Annotated in this window: 17 protein-coding genes and 1 pseudogene; 11 read left to right on the top strand and 7 right to left on the bottom strand. The window is 73.5% G+C overall.

Translation table 11 applies throughout. The features are described 5' to 3' along the window. Positions 1-101 precede the first annotated feature (101 nt). On the top strand, positions 102-905 hold the full coding sequence (locus tag HA039_RS29755) for an ATP-grasp domain-containing protein (protein ID WP_167034513.1): 804 nt from the start codon (positions 102-104) through the stop codon (positions 903-905). A gap of 57 nt (positions 906-962) precedes the next feature. On the opposite strand, the gene HA039_RS29750 is transcribed toward HA039_RS29755, so the two are convergent. Next, complete coding sequence (locus HA039_RS29750; protein WP_167034511.1) at positions 963-1478, bottom strand: rhodanese-like domain-containing protein; 516 nt, start codon at positions 1476-1478, stop codon at positions 963-965. Between the two features lie 94 nt (positions 1479-1572). On the opposite strand from HA039_RS29750, the gene HA039_RS29745 reads away from it, so the two are divergent. Beyond that, positions 1573-2019 (top strand): Lrp/AsnC family transcriptional regulator, encoded by a 447-nt coding sequence (locus HA039_RS29745; protein ID WP_167034509.1) that lies wholly within the window; start codon positions 1573-1575, stop codon positions 2017-2019. Here HA039_RS29745 and HA039_RS29740 read toward each other — a convergent pair. Both HA039_RS29740 and HA039_RS29735 read right to left on the bottom strand, forming a co-directional pair. Then, positions 2009-5023, bottom strand: a complete 3015-nt coding sequence (locus tag HA039_RS29740) for an AAA family ATPase (RefSeq protein ID WP_167034507.1) — start codon at positions 5021-5023, stop codon at positions 2009-2011. The genes HA039_RS29745 and HA039_RS29740 overlap by 11 nt on opposite strands. Then, positions 5020-6186, bottom strand: coding sequence for an exonuclease SbcCD subunit D (locus tag HA039_RS29735; protein WP_167034505.1), 1167 nt, complete (start codon positions 6184-6186; stop codon positions 5020-5022). The genes HA039_RS29740 and HA039_RS29735 overlap by 4 nt, the downstream gene beginning before the upstream one ends. Positions 6187-6584: 398 nt before the next feature. Here HA039_RS29735 and HA039_RS29730 point away from each other — a divergent pair, with 398 nt between their 5' ends. Together HA039_RS29730 and HA039_RS34545 are read left to right on the top strand one after the other, a co-directional pair. Beyond that, complete coding sequence (locus tag HA039_RS29730; RefSeq protein WP_167034503.1) at positions 6585-6974, top strand: STAS domain-containing protein; 390 nt, start codon at positions 6585-6587, stop codon at positions 6972-6974. Between the two features lie 61 nt (positions 6975-7035). Next, on the top strand, positions 7036-8409 hold the full coding sequence (locus HA039_RS34545) for a GAF domain-containing protein (RefSeq protein ID WP_341830042.1): 1374 nt from the start codon (positions 7036-7038) through the stop codon (positions 8407-8409). 9 nt (positions 8410-8418) lie between these two features. Here the strand turns inward: HA039_RS34545 and HA039_RS29720 are convergent, their stop codons facing one another. Then, a complete protein-coding gene (locus HA039_RS29720) occupies positions 8419-9045 on the bottom strand; it encodes a YigZ family protein (RefSeq protein ID WP_167034501.1) in 627 nt (208 codons plus the stop codon). Positions 9046-9153: 108 nt separating this feature from the next. On the opposite strand from HA039_RS29720, the gene HA039_RS29715 reads away from it, so the two are divergent. Further along, positions 9154-9561: a CoA-binding protein gene (locus HA039_RS29715; protein WP_167034499.1), complete on the top strand. Its 408-nt coding sequence runs from the start codon at positions 9154-9156 to the stop codon at positions 9559-9561. Between the two features lie 53 nt (positions 9562-9614). Here HA039_RS29715 and HA039_RS29710 read toward each other — a convergent pair whose 3' ends face one another. Next, positions 9615-10169 carry a YbaK/EbsC family protein gene (locus HA039_RS29710; RefSeq protein ID WP_167034497.1) on the bottom strand — a complete coding sequence of 185 codons (555 nt, stop codon included), beginning with the start codon at positions 10167-10169 and terminating at the stop codon, positions 9615-9617. A gap of 48 nt (positions 10170-10217) precedes the next feature. Further along, entirely contained in the window at positions 10218-10958 is a 741-nt protein-coding gene (locus HA039_RS29705) for an acyltransferase (RefSeq protein WP_167034495.1), read from the bottom strand. Between the two features lie 228 nt (positions 10959-11186). Here HA039_RS29705 and HA039_RS29700 point away from each other — a divergent pair, with 228 nt between their 5' ends. The 5 genes from HA039_RS29700 (at position 11187) to HA039_RS29680 (ending at position 15757) form a co-directional block, all read left to right on the top strand. Next, a complete protein-coding gene (locus tag HA039_RS29700; RefSeq protein ID WP_167034494.1) occupies positions 11187-13001 on the top strand; it encodes a sensor histidine kinase in 1815 nt (604 codons plus the stop codon). 84 nt (positions 13002-13085) lie between these two features. Next, positions 13086-13505 carry a roadblock/LC7 domain-containing protein gene (locus HA039_RS29695; RefSeq protein WP_167034493.1) on the top strand — a complete coding sequence of 140 codons (420 nt, stop codon included), beginning with the start codon at positions 13086-13088 and terminating at the stop codon, positions 13503-13505. Next, complete coding sequence (locus HA039_RS29690; RefSeq protein ID WP_167034492.1) at positions 13502-13861, top strand: DUF742 domain-containing protein; 360 nt, start codon at positions 13502-13504, stop codon at positions 13859-13861. Before HA039_RS29695 ends, HA039_RS29690 begins: the two co-directional genes overlap by 4 nt. Further along, a complete protein-coding gene (locus tag HA039_RS29685; RefSeq protein WP_167034491.1) occupies positions 13842-14456 on the top strand; it encodes a GTP-binding protein in 615 nt (204 codons plus the stop codon). Before HA039_RS29690 ends, HA039_RS29685 begins: the two co-directional genes overlap by 20 nt. An 8-nt stretch (positions 14457-14464) precedes the next feature. Continuing rightward, positions 14465-15757 (top strand): cytochrome P450, encoded by a 1293-nt coding sequence (locus HA039_RS29680; RefSeq protein WP_167037800.1) that lies wholly within the window; start codon positions 14465-14467, stop codon positions 15755-15757. 123 nt (positions 15758-15880) lie between these two features. Here the strand turns inward: HA039_RS29680 and HA039_RS29675 are convergent, their stop codons facing one another. Next, positions 15881-17119 carry a cytochrome P450 gene (locus tag HA039_RS29675; RefSeq protein WP_167034490.1) on the bottom strand — a complete coding sequence of 413 codons (1239 nt, stop codon included), beginning with the start codon at positions 17117-17119 and terminating at the stop codon, positions 15881-15883. 179 nt (positions 17120-17298) lie between these two features. On the opposite strand from HA039_RS29675, the pseudogene HA039_RS29670 reads away from it, so the two are divergent. After that, positions 17299-17820 (top strand): annotated as a pseudogene (locus tag HA039_RS29670) (gamma carbonic anhydrase family protein); the annotation flags it as partial. Between the last annotated feature and the right edge of the window lie 118 nt (positions 17821-17938).

Below are 17938 nucleotides of genomic sequence, written 5' to 3'. Positions count from 1 at the left end.
GGTACGGGGACGGTGGGGCGGCGGTACGGAGACGGTACGGGGCACCCGCCCGCCGGAAAACCCGTACCGCCCCGCCGGTGACCTGGGAGACCCTGGCCACCATGCCCCGACGCACCCTCCACCTCCCGCCCTGGCCCACCCCCACGGTCACGGCACTCGCCGCCGCCGCGACCGCGCGCGGGATGCGGGTCCATACGTTCCGCGACCGCCGGGTCCCCGAGGAACACCGGCGGGACCCCGGGGCGGGCCTGTACGCGGGACCGGCGTTCGCCGACGTGGTCGCCCCCGACCTCGGCCTTGGCCTGCTGGAGGCACCGGAGGGCTGGCTGCCCGCGCTGCCGTACGAACTGACCGGCCGCCGGATCGAGTTGATGCCCCTCGCCCAGGCCAGGCAGCTGCGCGTCCCGGCGTTCATGAAACCGCCGAACGACAAGAGCTTCCCGGCCCGCGTGTACCCGGACGGCAGCCGGCTGCCGGGCCGTGATGCCGTCGAGGACGACGTGCCCGTCCTGGTCAGCGACATCGTGACCTTCACGGCGGAGTTCCGGCTGTACGTGCTGGACGGCGAGGTGGTGACGGGGAGCCGCTACGCGGTGCGGGGCGTACGGGACGTCGTACCCCTGGCAGCGGATCCGCGGGCCGCCGGGGTACGGGAGTTCGCGGCCCGGCTGTTCGCCCCCGGCGTCCCCGCGCTGCCCCGCGCCGTGGTCGTGGACGTGGGCACGGTCGACGAGGGCCTTGGCGGGGAGGGTTGGGCGGTGGTGGAGGCCAACGCGGCCTGGGCGAGCGGGCATTACGCGTGCGACGCCGACCGTGCTCTCGACGTCGTCCTGCGCGCAGCCCGCGCGGTGACGGCGCCCGAGGACGTACCGTTCCTGCGCCCGTACCCGTCCGTGGTGCGCTGAGTTCCCCCGTACCCGTCCGCAATACGCGCTCAGCGCGCCCGTGCCGCGGCCCGGTGGTCAGCAGCCGCAGGCGTCCGCCCCCACCGGTGCCGTCAGGGGGTCGGCGGCGCGCCGCGCGGTGCCCTCCCAGGTCTCGACCTCGAAACCCTCCCTGATCCAGTACTCGATGCCGCCGAGCATCTCCTTCACCCGGAAGCCGAGGACCGCCAGCGCGAGCGCGGCGCGGGCGCCGCCGTTGCAGCCAGGGCCCCAGCAGTACGTGACGACCGGGACCGCCTTGTCGAGGAGGCGTTCCGCGTCCTCGGCGATGCGGTCGGTCGGCAGGTGGAAGGCGCCGGGGACGTGACCCTGGTCCCAGGACGCGGTGGAGCGGGAGTCCAGCAGGACGAAGCCGGGGTCGCCGCCCGCCGCCAGGGCGGCGGCGACGTCGGAGACGTCGGCGTGGAAGGCGAGGCTCGCGCCGAAGTGGGCGGCGGCCTCGGCGGGCGGGGCGGGCGGCACCCGGAGCACCGCGTTGACGGGAGGGACAGGAGGCGTGGTCTCGCCGAGCGAGGAATCCGTGTAGGTGGTCATGGGCAGAAATCTATGGTCGCCCGGGCAGGCTTTGAAGAAGCTTTCCCCGGCGCTCCCCTTGAACCACCGGCGTTTCCTCTGCTATCCCTGCCCCATGACCGTGTATTCACCGGACAGCACCGATTGGCGCATTCTGGACGTCCTCCAGCGGGACGGCCGGGCCAGCTTCGCCGAGCTGGCGCGCGCCGTCTCGATGTCGCCGAGCGCCGTCACCGAGCGCGTACGCCGCCTGGAGGAGGCCGGGGTGATCTCGGGGTACGCGGCGGTCGTCGACCGCGAGCGCCTCGGGCTGCCGATCCTCGCCTACGTACGGCTGCGCTACCCGAACGGCAACTACAAGCCCTTCCACGACCTGCTGGAGCGGACCTCCGAGATCCTGGAGGCCCACCACGTGACGGGCGACGACTGCTTCGTCCTCAAGGTCGTCGCGCGTTCGATGTCCCATCTGGAGGAGATCAACGGCCGGATCGGCAACCTCGGCTCGGTGACGACGAGCGTGGTCTACTCGTCGCCGCTGCCCCGCCGCGCCCTCAGCCGCTGAGCGCCGCCGCGTCCACGCCCCGCTGCCGGACCGCCGACCCGTCCCGTTCCTTGACGATCTCCAGCTGGGTGGGAATGCGGCGCCGCAGGTCGGCGACGTGACTGACGATCCCGACGCTCCGGTCCCGCTCGCGCAGCGAGTCCAGGACGTCCAGGACCTCGTCGAGGGTCTGGTCGTCCAGACTGCCGAAGCCCTCGTCGATGAAGAGCGTGTCCAGCCGGACGCCCCCGGCCTCGTCCGTCACGACGTCGGCGAGGCCGAGCGCGAGGGCGAGCGACGCGAAGAACGTCTCGCCGCCCGAGAGCGTCGCGGTGTCCCGCGCGCTGCCGGTCCAGGCATCCACGACCTGGAGCCCCAGGCCCGAACGCCGCTGCCCGCCGGCCCGCGCGTCGGTGTGGACGAGCGCGTAGCGCCCGCCCGACATGCGCCGCAGCCGTACGGTGGCAGCGGCGGCGACCTGTTCGAGGCGCGCGGCCAGGACGTACGACTCCAGCCGCATCCTGCGTTCGTTGTCGGTCGAGGTGCCCGCGGTGAGCGCGGCGAGGCGGGCCACCCGCCCGTACTCCTCGCGCACCGGTCCCAGCCCGCGCACCTCGGTCTCGGCCTGCCGGGAGAGGCGCCCCAGCTCCGCGCGGCGCTCGCGGGCGGTGGTACGGACGGACGACGCGGCGCGCAGGGCCCGCTCGGCGGTGTCGTGCGCGGCCTGCGCCGCGTCCGCCTCGGCGGGCGGCCGGTCGGCGGCGGCCCGGGTGTCCGGTTCGGCGAGCCGGTCGGCGACCGCCGCGGCCTCGGCCTGCCACGTGTCGATCCGGCGCTGGAGCGTGCGCCGGTCGGTCTCGGGGAGGAGCGCGTCGGCGGCGGCGCCCGGAGTGTCGAAGCCGGCCCGGAACGCGGCGTCGGCCAGCCGGTCGTCGGCCTCCTTGAGCCGCGCCGCCGTGGTGTCGACGGCCTGGACGGCGTCGGCGGCCTCGGCGAGCCAGCGGGCCCGGCTCTCCAGTTGGGCCACCCGGCCGGCGACGCTGTCGGCGTCCCCGCGCGCCTGGCGCAACTGGTCCTCCAACGCGAGCTGTTCGCTGTCGAGGGCTTCGCGCCGTGACGTGCGCGCGGCGACCCTTCGCTCGGCCTCGTGGCGCGCGGCGAGCCGCTCGTCGTACTCGCGCCCGGCGCGGGCGAGCGCCTCGCGGGCCGCGTGGGTGCCGGTAGCGACGCGATGCGCCTCCGCGTGCTCGTGGTCCAACCGCCGGGTCAGTTCCGCGAGTTCGGCGACGGCGGCGGTGCCGGCCGCCTCGCGGGCCGCGGCGCGTTCCTCCCGCAACCGGGCGCACCGGCCTTCCGCCGCGGCCCGTTCGGCGTCCGCCCGGTCGTACAGCTCCCGGGACGCGTCCTCGTCGGCCGGGTCGACCTGGTCGGCGGAGGCGCGCGCCGGGGCGGGGTGCCCCGAGGACCCGCAGACGGCGCAGGGCTCGCCGTCGACCAGCCGGGCGGCCAGCTCCGCCGCGATGCCCTCCAGGCGGCGTTCCCGGATCCGCAGCCACGCCTCGTGGGCCGTGTTGGCCTCCTCGCGGGCGGAGTTCAGCCGCCGTTCCGCCTCGTCCGCCGACGCTTCGAGGGTGTCGCGCCGCCGGGCCGCGTCGAGCCGCCGCCGGGCCGGTTCGAGCTGCCCCGCGAGCTGTTCGGCGCGGGTGACCGCCTCCTGGGCGGTCTCGACACGGTCCTGGAGGGTGCGGCGGGTGGCGTCCCAGCCGGCGAGCCAGCTCTCCGCGTCCCGGAGGATCTCTTCGTCGGTCCGCGCCTCCCGCTCCAGGCCCGCCCGCTCGGCGCCGATCTCCGCGCTGCGCCGCTCGGCCTGCCGGGCCGCGTCCAGGGCGCCCAACTCCTGGCGCATGGACCGTTCCAGGGCGGCCAGTTGCTCGGCGCCCGCCTCCGCGAGGTCGCCGGGAAGGCGTCCGCGCGTACGGTCGTACTCGGCGGACGCGACGCGGTGCGCCCGGTCCGCGTCGTCCCGCAGGGCGAGGGCGGGCGCGACCCGTTCCGCCCTGAGGCCGCGCTCCAACAGGGCCGCGGCCTCGTCGTGCTCGGGGCGGCGGGCCTCCAGCTCCTCGGCGCGCCGCCGCGTTCCGGCGAACCGCTCCTGGAGGCGGGCCAGTTCCCGTTCGGCGTCCAGCGCACGCCGCGCCACGGCCTGCCGGTTCTCCGCCGCCGCGAGGGCCGACTCCGCGATGTCGGCCCGCTCGTGGGCGGTGGAGCGGGCGAGGGCCGCCCACTCCAGCACGGCCGGGGCGAGCGCGGGATCGCCCGGCTGGAGCGCGGGCAGCGGAGGGACCCCGGCGCCCGCCGCCTGGGCGATGCGCTGCGCGATGCCCGTCAACCGCTCGTCGCCCGACCGGACCTGCTGTTCGGCGGACCGGCGCAGTTCGGCGAGCCGTTCCTCGACGGCGGCGAAGCGCCGGGTGTCGAAGAGCCTGCCCAGCAGCTTGCCGCGCGCCTCGGCGTCGGCCCGCAGGAAGCGCGCGAAGTCGCCCTGCGGCAGGAGCACGACCTGGCAGAACTGCTCGCGGCTCATGCCGAGCAGCTGGCTGATCTCCTCGCCGATCTCCTGGTGGGAGCGGCTGAGCGCGCGCCATGCGCCGCCCTCGGGGTCGTACTCCCGCAGCCAGCTCTGCGCCTTCTCGGTGGTGAAGCCGGCGCCCCGCTTCTTGGGGCGGACCTGCGCGGGCTGCCGGGTGATCTCCAACCGCCTGCCGCCGACGGTCAGTTCGAGCATGATCTCGGTGTACGTCCCGGGCGCCGCGTGGTCGCTGCGCAGCGACGCCCCGGGGCTCTGCCGGGCGCCGGGCACCGCGCCGTACAGCGCGTAGCAGACGGCGTCGAGCACGGACGTCTTGCCCGCGCCGGTGGGGCCGTGCAGCAGGAAGATGCCGGCGGCGGAGAGCGCGTCGAAGTCGACGGACTGGGTGCCGGCGAAGGGGCCGAAGGCGGTGAGGGTGAGGCGGTGCAGTCTCATGGGGTCACCTCGCGCACGGTCGCGTCGACCCGTACGTCGTCGAAGGCGTCGCGCAGCACGGTGCGTTCGTCCGCGTCGGCCCCGGACCCGCCGCGAACGTGGGCCACGAAGTCCTCCGCGATCTGCTGGTCGGTGCGGCCCGCGAGGCGCTGGGCGTACGAGGCGAGCGGGTCGTCGTCGGTGCGCTCGGGGTCGAAGACCAGGCTGAGGGTGTGCGGGAAGCGGGCGGTGAGCCGGGCCATGGGTTCGGCGGGGCGGACGGCGTCGGTCAGGGTGGCCTCGATCCAGGCGTCCTCGTGGCGGGTGAGGGTCTCGTCGGCGAGCAGGTCGTCGAGGCGGCCGCGGAGCCGGGCCAGCGCGCGGGGCACGGGGCAGTTGATCCGCTCGGCCTCGATCGCGCCGCCGGGTCCGAGGTCCACCAGCCACATGGTCTTGCGGTGGGTGGCCTCCGAGAAGGAGTAGGCGAGCGGCGAACCGGCGTACCGTACGCGCTCGGTGAGGCGCTGGGAGCCGTGCAGGTGGCCGAGGGCGACGTAGTCGACGCCGTCGAAGACCCCGGCGGGCACGACGGCGACGCCGCCGACGGTGATATCGCGTTCGCTGTCGCTGGGCGCGCCCCCGGCGACGAAGGCGTGGGCCAGGACGACGGAGCGGGTGCCGGCGGGGCGGGCGGCGAGGTCGGCCCGTACCCGCTCCATGGCAGCGGTGAGCACGGTCTCGTGGTCGGCCTTGGGCGCCGCGAACGCGTCGCGTACCAGGGCCGGTTCGAGGTAGGGCAGGCCGTAGAAGGCGACCTCGCCGTGGGGGTCGGTGAGCACGACGGGGGTGGCGCAGTGGGCCGGGTCGGTCCGCAGGTGGATCCCGGCCCGGCCGAGGAGGCCCGCGCCGACGCCGAGCCGGCGGGCGGAGTCGTGGTTCCCGGAGATCATCACGGTGGGGACGCCGGCGTCGGCCAGCCGGTGCAGCGCCCGGTCGAAGAGGTCCACGGCGCCCAGCGGCGGCACCGCGCGGTCGTAGACGTCGCCCGCGACCACCACGGCGTCGACCGCGTGGGTCCGTACGGTCGTCACCAGGTGGTCGAGGAAAGCGGCCTGCGCGTCGAGCAGGCCCACGCGGTGGAACGACCGCCCCAGATGCCAGTCCGATGTATGGAGAATCCTCAAGAGACGGCTCCGGCCCGCATGTTTCCCTCTCCCCCGGACGACGAACGACACCGACGAACTGCACCGAAGAACTGCACCGGCGAACAGCCGGTCACGGACCACCGGACACGCCCGCACCCCACTTCCCGGCGGCCCCAGTCTCGCACCGGAGGTCCGCCTCGCGGGTCACCCCCCGTCATCTGCGGGAACCCTGCCGGAAACAACAGACACATTCGGTGACACTCAGGACAAATTCCGCCACCACCCTTCGTCGTTCGGTCGGATCGACACCAAGATCGGACAGCGGCCGGCGCATGGGCGCCGTGACAGGACCCGGCGGCGGGCGCCGCACTACGCTGGCCGCGCTGACGAACCGTGTCCCGGCCCCCGGCGACCAGACCCAGAGGAGTTGGCCACGGATGGGTTCCCTCACCGATCCCCACGACGCGTGCCAGGTGGTCAGGGCGACGGGCGAGCTCGACCTGACCACCGTCCCGCACTTCGCGCACGAACTGCGGACCGTACGGGACCGGCCTCGGCCGCCCCGCCTGGTGGTCGACCTGAGCGCCGTGTCCTTCATGGACGGCAGCGCCCTCGACCCGCTCTGCGCGGCCTGGGACGACTGCCGGCACCACGGCGGCTGGGCCCGGGTCGTCTACACGCGCCGCAGCGTCGGCATCGTGTTCCGCGCCGCCCGGCTCGGGGAGCTGTTCCCCCAGTACCTGACCGTCATGGACGCCCGGCGCGGCCACGTCGCGGACGCCCCGCCGCCCGAGGACCAGGGCGCACCGTGCGGCGGAAGCGCGTAAAGTCCGGAGGAGTCGGCGGGCACCGCGCCCAGGGCACCGACCCCAGCGATGGACGGACACCGTGATCAGCGACGGCATGGCCGACGTCCTGCGGACGCTGGGCCTCGGCGGCGACAAGGACCTGGCGGCCGGGTGCGTACGGGCCCTCGGGGTCGACGGTGTCGCCGTGTCGCTCCTGCTGGACGACGGCCCCCTGGTCGAGCCGCTGTGGTGCTACCCGGAGAGCAGCGCCCGCTTCGAGGAGCTCCAGTACACCTTCGGGGAGGGCCCCGGCCCCGAGGCGGTCCGCACGGGCGTGGTCGTGCTGGAACCCGATCTCGAACGTGTACGGCCCGAACGGTGGCCGGCGCTGCTGCCCGCCGCGCTGGATACCCCGGTGCGGGGTGTCTTCTGCTTCCCCCTCGGGATCGGCGCCATGCGTCTGGGTGTCCTGACGGTGGTACGGCATGACACCCACGGCCTGTCGCGGCAGCAGATCTCGGACGCCCTGGCGCTCACGGCGGCGCTGACCGCGGCCTTCCTCAACGAGCAGGGCACACGCGCCGCGGCAGGCCGCACGGCCGTCTCCCCGCCGTCCGAGGCGCACCGCGCGGTGGTCCACCAGGCGACCGGCATGATCAGCGTGCAGCTGGGGGTGGAGCTGGCCGAGGCCCTCGTACGGCAGCGAGCGGACCCTGAGCGAGGTCGCGGCGGACGTGGTGGCCAGGAAACTCCGGCGGAGATCTTCGTCGAGGTCGCCGACTCCCTGATCGACGACTTCGACGTGATCGATCTCCTCCAGCGGCTCTCCTCCCGCTGTGTGGAACTGCTCGACGTCGACGCGGCGGGCATCATGCTCGCCGACGAGCACGGCGAGTTGCAGATCATGGCAGCGTCCGACGAGCACACCCGGCTGCTGGAACTGCTCGCCGTGCAGCACGACCAGGGTCCGTGCGTGGAGTGCTACGGCACGGGCCGGGCCACGCCCAACATCGACCTGACCGACGACGCGGCCGCCGCGACGTGGCCGCGCTTCACGGCGCAGGCGCGCGCGACGGGGTACGTGACCACGCACGCGCTGCCCCTGCGGCTGCGGGACCGCGTGGTCGGCGCGCTGAACCTCTTCCAGAATGCGCCGCACCGGCTCGGCGAAGGGGAACTCGCCCTCGCCCAGGCGCTCGCGGACGTGGCGACGATCGCCATCCTCCAGCAGCGCACGCTGGAGCAGTCGCACGTGGAGACGAGCCGGCTCCAGGCGGCGCTGACCAGCCGGGTGCTGATCGAGCAGGTCAAGGGGGTCCTCGCCGAACGCTGGGGGACATCCGTGGACGACGCGTTCGAGGCGTTCCGCGCCTATGCCCGCTCCCACCGCCTGCGGCTGGCGGACTTCGCGGCCGAGATCATCGGCGGCGGGTTCGACACGGCGCTGATCCCGGCGCCCACGCCCAGCGCCTGAGCCGCCCGGTCACCCGTCGCCGTACGCCTCGCCGCCCAGTTCCAGCACCGCCGTCCCCGCCGTGGTGTCCGCGAGCCAGGCCCGGAACGTGTCGACCTCGCCGTCGGGCAGCCCGATCCCGATGGTCACCGCCTCCGCGTACCGCACCTCACGGACCGCGCGCCCGGTGGCCCGCAGATCGTTCTCCAGCTTGCCCGCGCGCTGGTGGTCGACGGTGACGGTGGCGAGCCGGAAGCGCCGCCGGGTCCGTACGCCGACCAGGTCCAGCGCCTCGCCGACCGCTCCCCCGTACGCCCTGATCAGCCCGCCCGCGCCCAGCTTGACCCCGCCGTAGTAGCGCGTGACGACGGCGACGACGTACCGCATCTCGCGGCGCAGCAGCATGTCGAGCATCGGCACCCCGGCCGTCCCGCCCGGCTCGCCGTCGTCGCTCGCCTTCTGCACGGAGGCGTCGGCGCCGATCACGTACGCGAAGCAGTGGTGGCCGGCCGTCGGGTGTTCCTTGCGGATCCCCGCCACGAACTCCTGCGCCTCGCGCTCGTCGGCGACGGGTGCGACGGCGCACAGGAAGCGCGACCGGTTGATCTCGGTCTCGTGCACGCCCGCGCGGGCGACGGTCCGGTACTGCTCCTGCATCGCTCCACCCTATGCGGGCCCGCGGGGCCCTGACCGTGCGGCCCCTCGGGCCCCGGACCCGCCGGTCGGCGCGGGAATGACCGGGGCGGGCCGCCCGTTGTCCCGGACATGTACGCAGACGACAAGACCATCCGCGAAATCCTCACCTCGACCGGGGACACCTGGGCGGTCGTGGGGCTCTCCAACAACACCTCACGGGCGGCCTACGGGGTCGCGGGCGTGCTCCAGCGCTTCGGGAAGCGGATCGTGCCCGTCCACCCGAAGGCGGAGAGTGTCCACGGCGAACAGGGGTACGCCTCGCTGGCCGACATCCCGTTCCCGGTCGACGTCGTGGACGTCTTCGTGAACAGCGAGCAGGCCGGCGCGGTCGCGGACGACGCGGTGTCCATCGGCGCGAAGGCGGTCTGGTTCCAGCTCGGGGTGGTCGACGAGCAGGCGTACGACCGGACGCGCCAGGCGGGACTCGCCATGGTCATGGACCGCTGCCCCGCCATCGAGATCCCGCGCCTGGGCTGAGCCCCCGGCCGTACGGTCGTACCCGCCCCGCGGCGCCCTCGGGCGCCCCGGGGTCAGATGCCCAGTGACTCCAGCACCACCACGCCCGGCAGGTCCGCGAAGGCCTTGCCGGGCACGATCAATTTGCCCCGGCGCCGGCCGCTGCCGATGAGGACCCACTCGGTGTCGACCACCGCCGAGTCCACGAACAGCGGCCAGCCGTCGGGCAGTCCGATCGGGGTGATCCCGCCGTACTCCATGCCCGTCTCGCTCACCGCGGTGTCCATCGGGGCGAACGACGCCTTGCGCGCGCCCAGTTGCTTGCGGACGACACCGTTGACGTCCACGCGCGTACGGGACAGGACGACGCAGGCGGCCAGGGTCGACCCGCCCGCTCGTTTCCCGGCCACCACCACGCAGTTGGCCGACCGGTCCAGCAGTTCGGCCCCGTGGTGCTCGACGAAGGCCGCCGTGTCCGCGATCGCGGGATCGGTGTCCACGAACACCAACTGGTCGGCGGGGACGGCGCCCTGCCAGGCGCGGACGGCCCGGGCGACCGGCTCGACGAGCAGGTCGAGGCAGTCAGGGGCCGGCCGGGCGTCGGCGAAGTCTCCGAGGGGTGCGCGCATGGACGTCACGCTAACGCACGGGGGCGCGCCTCGGGCGTGGGGAGCCCCTCAGGCGTCCGGATCCCGGTCCCCGAGGGCCAGCAGCTGTTCGGGGGTGATCCCCTCCGGGATCGGTACGGGCGCCGGGGTGCGCAGCGGCGGCTGCCAGCCCCGCTCCGGGTCCCAGCTCCGTACGACCCGGGCGGGGGCGCCGGCCACCACCGCGTGGTCGGGCACCTCGCCCCGTACCACCGCCCCCGCCGCCACGACCACGTTCCTGCCGAGCCGCGCGCCCGGCAGGACCACCGCGCCCGTGCCGAGCCAGCAACCGGGGCCTATCTCGACGGGCTCGAACCTCGGCCACTGCTTGCCGACGGGCGTCGCCGGGTCGTCGTAGCTGTGGTTGGTCGACGTGATGTAGACGTACGGGCCGCAGTACGTGTCGGAGCCGATGGTCACCGTGGTGTCGGCGATGACGTGGCTGCCCCGCCCGAGGACCACACCGTCGCCGAGGGTCAGGAGCGTCGCGGGCCCGAGGTCCAGGCCGGGCATCATCCCGGCGGTCAGCGTGACCTGTTCGCCTATGACGCAGTGGTCGCCCAGCGCGATCCACGCCTCGCCGAACACCGTGCCCTGCGGGAAGGCCAGCCGGGTGCCGGCGCCGATCCTGGCGAACCGCAGCCGCCCCGGGTGCTCGGCGGTGACGGCGCCCGTGTCCTGGATCCAGCGCCAGCCGCGCTGCACGGCGCGCGACGCGAGCGAGCGGCGCCAGGCGGCCAGCGAGGACAGGACGGTTCCGTTCTTCGGCACGCACACACCGTAGTGGGGCGCGGAGGGGACGGGCCGGGCACGGACCTGTGATCTTTCCCCCAGGTCACTCCCGTACCACGGGACCCCCGCCCGTCGGGGCGCTTCCGCGCAAACTCCCCCGTAGGGCTGGCACCGGCCTTTCGCGGGCCTCCGGACGCGGCGCCGTGGCTAGCATGAGCGCCACTCTCTGTCTCCCCCCACACACTCCAAGTACCGAGGGACCGCGGAATGTCAGTGCCTGTCGCCCCCAGCCCGCACCGCATACGCCCCGCACGATCGCTGTCGTTGGCCGTCCCCTTGGCGGCACTGGTGGTCGTGGCCGCGGCGGCGGCCGCCGCCGCGCTGGCGGCTCCGGTCCCGGCCCGCGCCTGGGTGGCGGCCACCGCGGCCGGCGCCTGGGTCTGCGTGGCGGTGACCGTCGCGGCCGCCGTCGTCCTGGTACGCCAGGGCCGCCGCGGGGCGGTCACGGCGGACGGCGAGGTCAGGACCGCGCAGACACAACTGGCCCAGTTCGGTGGGGAGTCGGCGCATCTGCTGAACGTCTCGCTGCCCTCGGTCGTCAAGCGCCTGCGGGACGGCGCGAGCGCCGAGGCCGCGATCGCCGCCACCGCCCCGCCGTCGGACCCCCAACTGCGGCGCCTGCTGGAGGTGTTCGCCGCCGAGGTCGCCGCGTCCGAGCGGCGCGCGGCCGAGTCGCGCGCCGACTGCGCGACGGCCGTCGAGCGGCTCGCCCGGGGCGCCGACGACCTGGACCGCCTGATGACCACGACCCTCCCCGCCGCGCTGGGCGGGCTGCGCTCCGGGGGCTCGGCGGACACCGTGCTCGGCACGGTCGAACCGCCCACGGACCCGAGGCTGCGGGTCCTGGTGGACGTGATCGTCCGCGAGTTCGCCACCAGCGAGCGGCGCGGCGCGGCGGCGCAGGCGGCCAGCGCCAAGGCGCTGAGCCGGGTGCAGGCCAAGGCCGTCAGCATGCTGGCCGACCTGCGCGAGATGCAGGACAAGTACGGCGAGGAGGTGTTCGGCGACCTGTTGAAGCTCGACCACAACACCTCCCAACTGGGGCTGCTCACCGACCGGCTCGCCCTGCTGATGGGCGGGCGGGCCAGCCGTTCCTGGAACAAGCCGATCCCGATGGAGTCCGTCCTGCGCGGCGCGGTGGGCCGTATCTCCGCCTACCAGCGGGTACGGCTGCACTGCTCCAGCGACGCCGCGATCGCCGGGTTCGCCGCCGAGGGCGTGATGCACCTCCTGGCCGAACTGATGGACAACGCCGCGAACTTCTCCCCGCCCATCGACGAGGTCCACGTCTATGTAGAGGAGCGCACGGCGGGGATCGTGGTGACGATCGAGGACAGCGGCCTCAAGATGGCCGACGCGGCGATGCGCCGCGCCGAGGAGTCCGTGTCGGGCCGGATGAACGACCTGGCGACGCTCCAGGGCACCCGCCTCGGGCTGGCCGTCGTGGGCCGGCTGGCCGCCAAGTACCACCTGAGCGTGAACTACCGGCCGTCCTCGCGCGGCGGTACGGGCGTGGTCGTGCTGTTCCCGCCGCAACTGCTGGCCCAGCAGCGGGCGGTACTCCCGGAGCAGTCGGTACGACCGACGCGGGACACCTTCCCGGAGCGGGACCCGCTCCCGGAGCAGGCCTCCTTCCCGGAGCAGGCCGGCTTTCCGGAGCGGGCCGTAGGCGCCGAACCGGCCGTACGGAACGGGCACGGTGTGCGCACCGGACAGGCCGCGTTCCCGGAACACCCCGTACGACCACCGGATCCGACCGCGCGTCCCGCCGACGCTGACACCCCGCCCCCGGCCGCCCCGCCCCTGCCGGCACCCGCCGCGCCCGGGGACGGCCCCCGCGTGGCGACGCCCAACGGGCTGCCCGTCCGGCCGCCGGGCCGCACGATGGCCGCCGCCGACCGGGGCCGCCCCGAGCCCGAACCGGAGACCGGCGCGCCCCGCACGGGCCGGGACGCGGGCTCCCAGTTCGGCGCCTTCCACCGGGCCCGCCACGCCCACCGTCCCCCGGAGGGCACTCCCTAGCCGCCCCCCGGCCGCTCGGCCGTCAGGCCACCCGGCCACCCCAGCCCCCCACACGTCCCCCACCCGGAACGCGAGATCAGGAACATGCAGACCACTGACAACAGTCTGACCTGGCTCCTGGAGAGCCTGCTGGAACGCACCCCCGGCACCCGCCACGCGCTGGTCCTCTCCCGCGACGGACTCAAGCTCTGCTGGAGCCGCTTCCTCACCGTCGACCAGGCCGACCAGCTCGCCGCGATCTGCTCCGGCATCCAGGCGCTCGCCCAGGGCGCCTCGGTGGAGTTCGGCAACGGCAGCGGAGGCGTACGGCACTCGATGACCGAGTTCCACGGCGGGCTGCTGTTCATCGTGGAGGCCGGCGAGGGGGCCCACCTCGCGGTCGTCGCCGAGGACGGCGCCGACCCGGGTGTGGTGGGCCACCGGATGACCGAGCTGGTCGAGCAGATCGGTGAGCACCTGAGGGCCGAGCCGCGCACCACCGACCGGGAGAGTTCCCCGTCATGATCCGCAAGCCCGTCGACACCGGGGACCCCCACCGGCTGTACACCGTCACCGGTGGCCGCAGCCGGGTCGACGACGACACGTTCGACCTGGTCACCCTGATCGTCGCCGAGTGCGAACCCACCCCGGGCATGCAGTCCGAGCACGCCAGGATCCTCGCTCTGTGCCGTCATCCCACCGCGGTCGTGGAGATCTCCGCCGAGGTGAAGCTGCCCGTGACGGTGGTACGGATCCTGCTCGGCGACCTCCTCGCGACGGGCCGGATCACCGCCCGCCGCCCCCGCGCCGGGCGGTCGGTCACCTCACCGCCCGACTCCGCCTTTCTCAAGGAGGTGCTCCATGGACTCCATGCTCTCTGAACTGCCGGGCCGCACGCCCCTGGCCGACGGGGCGGAGACCGGTCTGAAGATCGTGGTCGTGGGCGGGTTCGGGGTCGGCAAGACCACGCTCGTACGGTCGGTCAGCGAGATCCGGCCCCTCAACACCGAGGAGGTCATGACCCAGGCGGGGGTCGGCGTGGACGACCCGGCCGGGCTGACCACCAAGACCACCACCACCGTGGCCTTCGACTTCGGCCGGATCAGCCTCAACGACCGCATGGTGCTGTACCTGTTCGGGGCGCCCGGGCAGGAGCGGTTCTGGTTCCTCTGGGACCGGCTGTTCTCCGGCACGCTCGGCGCGGTGGTCCTGGTCGACACCCGGCGCATGAGCGAGTCCTGGTACGCCATCGACCGGCTCGAACACCACAGGACCCCGTTCGTGGTCGCGGTCAACCGGTTCGACGACGACGTCTCCGCGTTCTCGCTGGCCGAGATCCGGCAGGCGCTGTCGCTGGCGGAGCACGTACCGCTGATCGACTGCGACGCGCGGGTGCGGTCCTCCGGCAAGAACGTCCTGATCACCCTCGTGGACCACCTCTACGAGCTGGCCATGGCCCGGGAGTTGACCCCATGACCGAACCCATGACCGAATCCGCGACCGGACAACCGGTGACCGACGACGCGCCCCCGCCCGGCGCCACGCCTCCGCCCGGCTGCCCGGCGCACCCGGGCGCGGTGTCGCTGAGCGGCCTGGAGTTCCAGCAGACCCCGTCGGAGCTGTACCGCGCCCTGCGCCGCCGGCACGGCACGGTGGCGCCCGTCCTCCTCGACGGCGACATCCCCGCCTGGCTGGTGCTCGGTTACTCCGAGGTCTCGTACGTCACCGGCCACGACGAGCTGTTCGCCCGCGACTCACGCCGCTGGAACCAGTGGCCCGCGATCCCGCCCGACTGGCCGCTGATGCCGTTCGTCGGCCACCAGCCGTCGGTGCTCTTCACGGAGGGTACGGAGCACCAGCGCAGGGCCGGGGTGATCACCGAGGCGCTGGAGGCGGTCGACCAGTTCGAACTCGCCCAGCTCTGCCGGGAGATCGCCGAGGCACTGATCGACTCGTTCGCGGGCAGCGGCCAGGCCGAGCTGATGACGTCGTACGCGCACGCGCTGCCGATGCGGGCCGTGGTCCGGCTGTGCGGGATGCCCGGCGGTGGCAGTGGCGACACCGACGACCTCGTACGCGATCTGCGGATCTCGCTGGACGCGGCGGAGGGCGACGACCCGGTGGCCGCGTACCTGCGGGTGCAGGCGCGGATCGAGCGGTTGGTCAAGGACAAGCGGAGCAGCCCCGGTTCGGACATCACGTCCCGGATGCTGACCCATCCGGCGGGGCTGTCCGACGTCGAGATCGTCCAGGACCTGATCACCGTCATCGCCGCCGCGCAGCAGCCGACCGCCAACTGGATCTGCAACACTCTGCGTCTGCTGCTGACCGACGACCGGTTCGCGCTGAACGTGTCGGGCGGCCGGATCGGGGTGGGGCAGGCGCTGAACGAGGTCCTCTGGCTGGACACCCCGACGCAGAACTTCATCGGCCGGTGGGCCGTACGCGACACCCAGTTGGGCGGCCGGCAGATCATGGCGGGCGACTGCCTGGTCCTCGGCCTGGCGGCGGCCAACACGGATCCGCTGATCTGGCCGGGCGGGGCGGTCGGCGCGGAGAACTCCGCGCACCTGTCGTTCAGCAACGGCGAGCACCGCTGCCCCTATCCGGCGCCGCTGCTGGCGGACGTCATCGCCAGGACCGCGATCGAGACGCTGCTGGAACGGCTGCCCGACGTGGTCCTGTCGGTGGAACCGCACGAGCTGAGCTGGCGGCCGTCGATCTGGATGCGCGGCCTGACGTCGCTGCCGGTACGGTTCACCCCGGCCGCCCGCTGAGGACGGCCGCCCGGCCGGGAGGCGGCCGCCGCGACGGATCCCGTACGCCCGGCCCGGCTCCGTACGCCCGGCCCGTACGCCCGGGCGGGACGGCTGGTCCCGGGCCGGGCGTACGGTCCGCCGTCACGCGGAAGCGGGGTCGGAGGTGGGGGTGAACACCACCGGCAGGGACCGGGGCCCCCGGGTGAACACGCCCTGCTCCACCGGGTCGAAGCCGTCGGCGAGGCGCAGGTCCGGCATGGCGTCGAGCAGTTGGTTGACGCCGGTCTCGATCTCCGCCTTGGCCAGCAGGGCGCCCACGCAGAAGTGCCTGCCGAGCGCGAACGCCAGGTGGTCGGCGGCGGCCGAGAACGCGGTGGTGGTGGTCAGGTCGTCGCGGAAGATGTCGAACGTGTCGGGCTCCGCGTAGCGGGAGCTGTCCCGGTTGGCCGCGCCTATCAGGCAGGTGACGGTGGCACCGGACGGTATCGTGCCGCCGCTGACCTCGACGTCCACGGCGGTCTGCCGCATGATCATGTGGACCGGCGGGGTGAACCGGAGCGTCTCGGCGAAGGCCCGCGGGATCAGGCTCCTGTCCGCCCGCACGGCCGCGAGCTGCTCGGGGTGGAGCAGCAGGTTGGCGAAGAGCGACGCGATCGCCTTGTCGGTGGTCTCGCCGCCGGCGGCGAGCAGCAGGCTGCAGAAGGACTTGATGTCCTCGTCGCTCATCCGTACGCCGTCGACCTCGGCGGCGCAGAGCGTCGAGAGCAGGTCGTCGCCCAGGTTGTCCCGCCGGGCGTGGATGATCGGGATCATGTACTCGGCGAACTCGACGCGGGTCCGCTCGCCGTCCGCCATGACCCGCGGGTCGCCGGAGAGGTTGCCGAGGAAGGCGATGACGGCGGTGTACCAGGTGTGGAACCGCTCGTGGTCGGACTTGTCCAGGCCCAGCATGTCGACGATGACGTTGATGGGGAAGCGGGTGGCGAAGGCCTCGACCAGGTCGACCGTACCGGTGTGCCGGAAGGTGTCGATCAGCTCGCGGGCGTTGCGGTCGATGACCGGCAGGAACTTGTCCTGGAGGTCGCCGCCGCGGAAGGCGGGGGCGACGAGCGCCCGGCGTACGGCGTGCTCCCGCCCGCTGAGCTGGAGGATCGTCCTGCCGTGCACGGGCTCGATCTGCCAGTTGTAGTTGTCGGTGGTGAACACCGACTCCTTGTCCTTGAAGGCCCGTTCGACGTCGTCGTACCGCGAGATGATCCAGCTGCCGGTGGCCTCGTGCCAGATGAGGGGCGCGTGCTCACGCATGGCGCGGTAGGCCGGATAGGGATTCGCCGCGAACTCGGCGGAGAGAATGTCGGGGATCTGTTGTGCGGTGGCCATGGAGCTCCCTCGGATCGGACCCAAGCGATCGGAACATCCCTGCGCGAACAGTTTATTGATGACCCGTCAGAAGAGAACCCCGGAGGCGGCACCGACCTGGTGGCCCTGGTGCGCGGACGATCACCTACGGTTCGTACGAGCGCGAGCACGGACGACAACACGGACAAGGAGAGCCGTTCATGACGCACAAGGCATTGGTCGCGGGGCTGGCCGGCAAGGACCCCCGCATCGATCCGGCCGCCTTCCTCGCACCGACGTGTGTGGTGGTGGGCGACGTGACCGTGGCGGCGGGCGCGAGTGTCTGGTACCACACGGTGCTGCGGGCCGACTGCGGGCCGATCCTGCTCGGCGAGGACTGCAACATCCAGGACAACTGCACGCTGCACTCGGACCCGGGTTCCCCGCTGTCCGTCGGCGCACGGGTGTCGGTGGGCCACAACGCGGTGCTGCACGGGTGTGTCGTCGAGGACGACGTGCTGATCGGCATGGGCGCGACGGTCCTGAACGGCGCCCACATCGGCGCCGGCTCCCTGGTGGCGGCACAGGCCCTCGTCCCCCAGGGAATGCGCGTCCCACCGGGCTCAATGGTCGCCGGAGTCCCCGCAAAGGTCCGCCGACAACTGACGGAGGAGGAAAAGGCGGGCATCAAACTGAACGCGTCAGTCTACCTAACCCTGACAAAAACCCACCAGAACGCCCACCCGGCACCCCTTCAAGCCCGTCCGGCGATTGAGGACATCAGTAACCGCACCCCCCACACCCCGCACCCACCCACCGGCAAACCCAGCCCGTCCGGCGCTTGAGGACAAACCCCCGCCC

It is taken from the genome of Streptomyces liangshanensis (assembly GCF_011694815.1).
In the GTDB taxonomy this organism is placed as follows: Bacteria; Actinomycetota; Actinomycetes; order Streptomycetales; family Streptomycetaceae; genus Streptomyces; species Streptomyces liangshanensis.
This window is presented reverse-complemented; position numbering and strand designations above follow the sequence as displayed.

What these genes read in the sequence shown, in the direction of transcription:
- HA039_RS29755 (WP_167034513.1), top strand. Translation starts at nt 102, where the DNA reads ATGCCCCGACGCACCCTCCACCTCCCGCCCTGGCCCACCCCCACGGTC.
- HA039_RS29675 (WP_167034490.1), bottom strand. Translation starts at nt 17,119, where the DNA reads ATGGCCACCGCACAACAGATCCCCGACATTCTCTCCGCCGAGTTCGCG.
- HA039_RS29695 (WP_167034493.1), top strand. Translation starts at nt 13,086, where the DNA reads ATGCAGACCACTGACAACAGTCTGACCTGGCTCCTGGAGAGCCTGCTG.
- HA039_RS29730 (WP_167034503.1), top strand. Translation starts at nt 6,585, where the DNA reads ATGGGTTCCCTCACCGATCCCCACGACGCGTGCCAGGTGGTCAGGGCG.
- HA039_RS29745 (WP_167034509.1), top strand. Translation starts at nt 1,573, where the DNA reads ATGACCGTGTATTCACCGGACAGCACCGATTGGCGCATTCTGGACGTC.
- HA039_RS29750 (WP_167034511.1), bottom strand. Translation starts at nt 1,478, where the DNA reads ATGACCACCTACACGGATTCCTCGCTCGGCGAGACCACGCCTCCTGTC.
- HA039_RS29740 (WP_167034507.1), bottom strand. Translation starts at nt 5,023, where the DNA reads ATGAGACTGCACCGCCTCACCCTCACCGCCTTCGGCCCCTTCGCCGGC.
- HA039_RS29690 (WP_167034492.1), top strand. Translation starts at nt 13,502, where the DNA reads ATGATCCGCAAGCCCGTCGACACCGGGGACCCCCACCGGCTGTACACC.
- HA039_RS29720 (WP_167034501.1), bottom strand. Translation starts at nt 9,045, where the DNA reads ATGCAGGAGCAGTACCGGACCGTCGCCCGCGCGGGCGTGCACGAGACC.
- HA039_RS29715 (WP_167034499.1), top strand. Translation starts at nt 9,154, where the DNA reads ATGTACGCAGACGACAAGACCATCCGCGAAATCCTCACCTCGACCGGG.
- HA039_RS29685 (WP_167034491.1), top strand. Translation starts at nt 13,842, where the DNA reads ATGGACTCCATGCTCTCTGAACTGCCGGGCCGCACGCCCCTGGCCGAC.
- HA039_RS29700 (WP_167034494.1), top strand. Translation starts at nt 11,187, where the DNA reads ATGTCAGTGCCTGTCGCCCCCAGCCCGCACCGCATACGCCCCGCACGA.
- HA039_RS29710 (WP_167034497.1), bottom strand. Translation starts at nt 10,169, where the DNA reads ATGCGCGCACCCCTCGGAGACTTCGCCGACGCCCGGCCGGCCCCTGAC.
- HA039_RS29680 (WP_167037800.1), top strand. Translation starts at nt 14,465, where the DNA reads ATGACCGAATCCGCGACCGGACAACCGGTGACCGACGACGCGCCCCCG.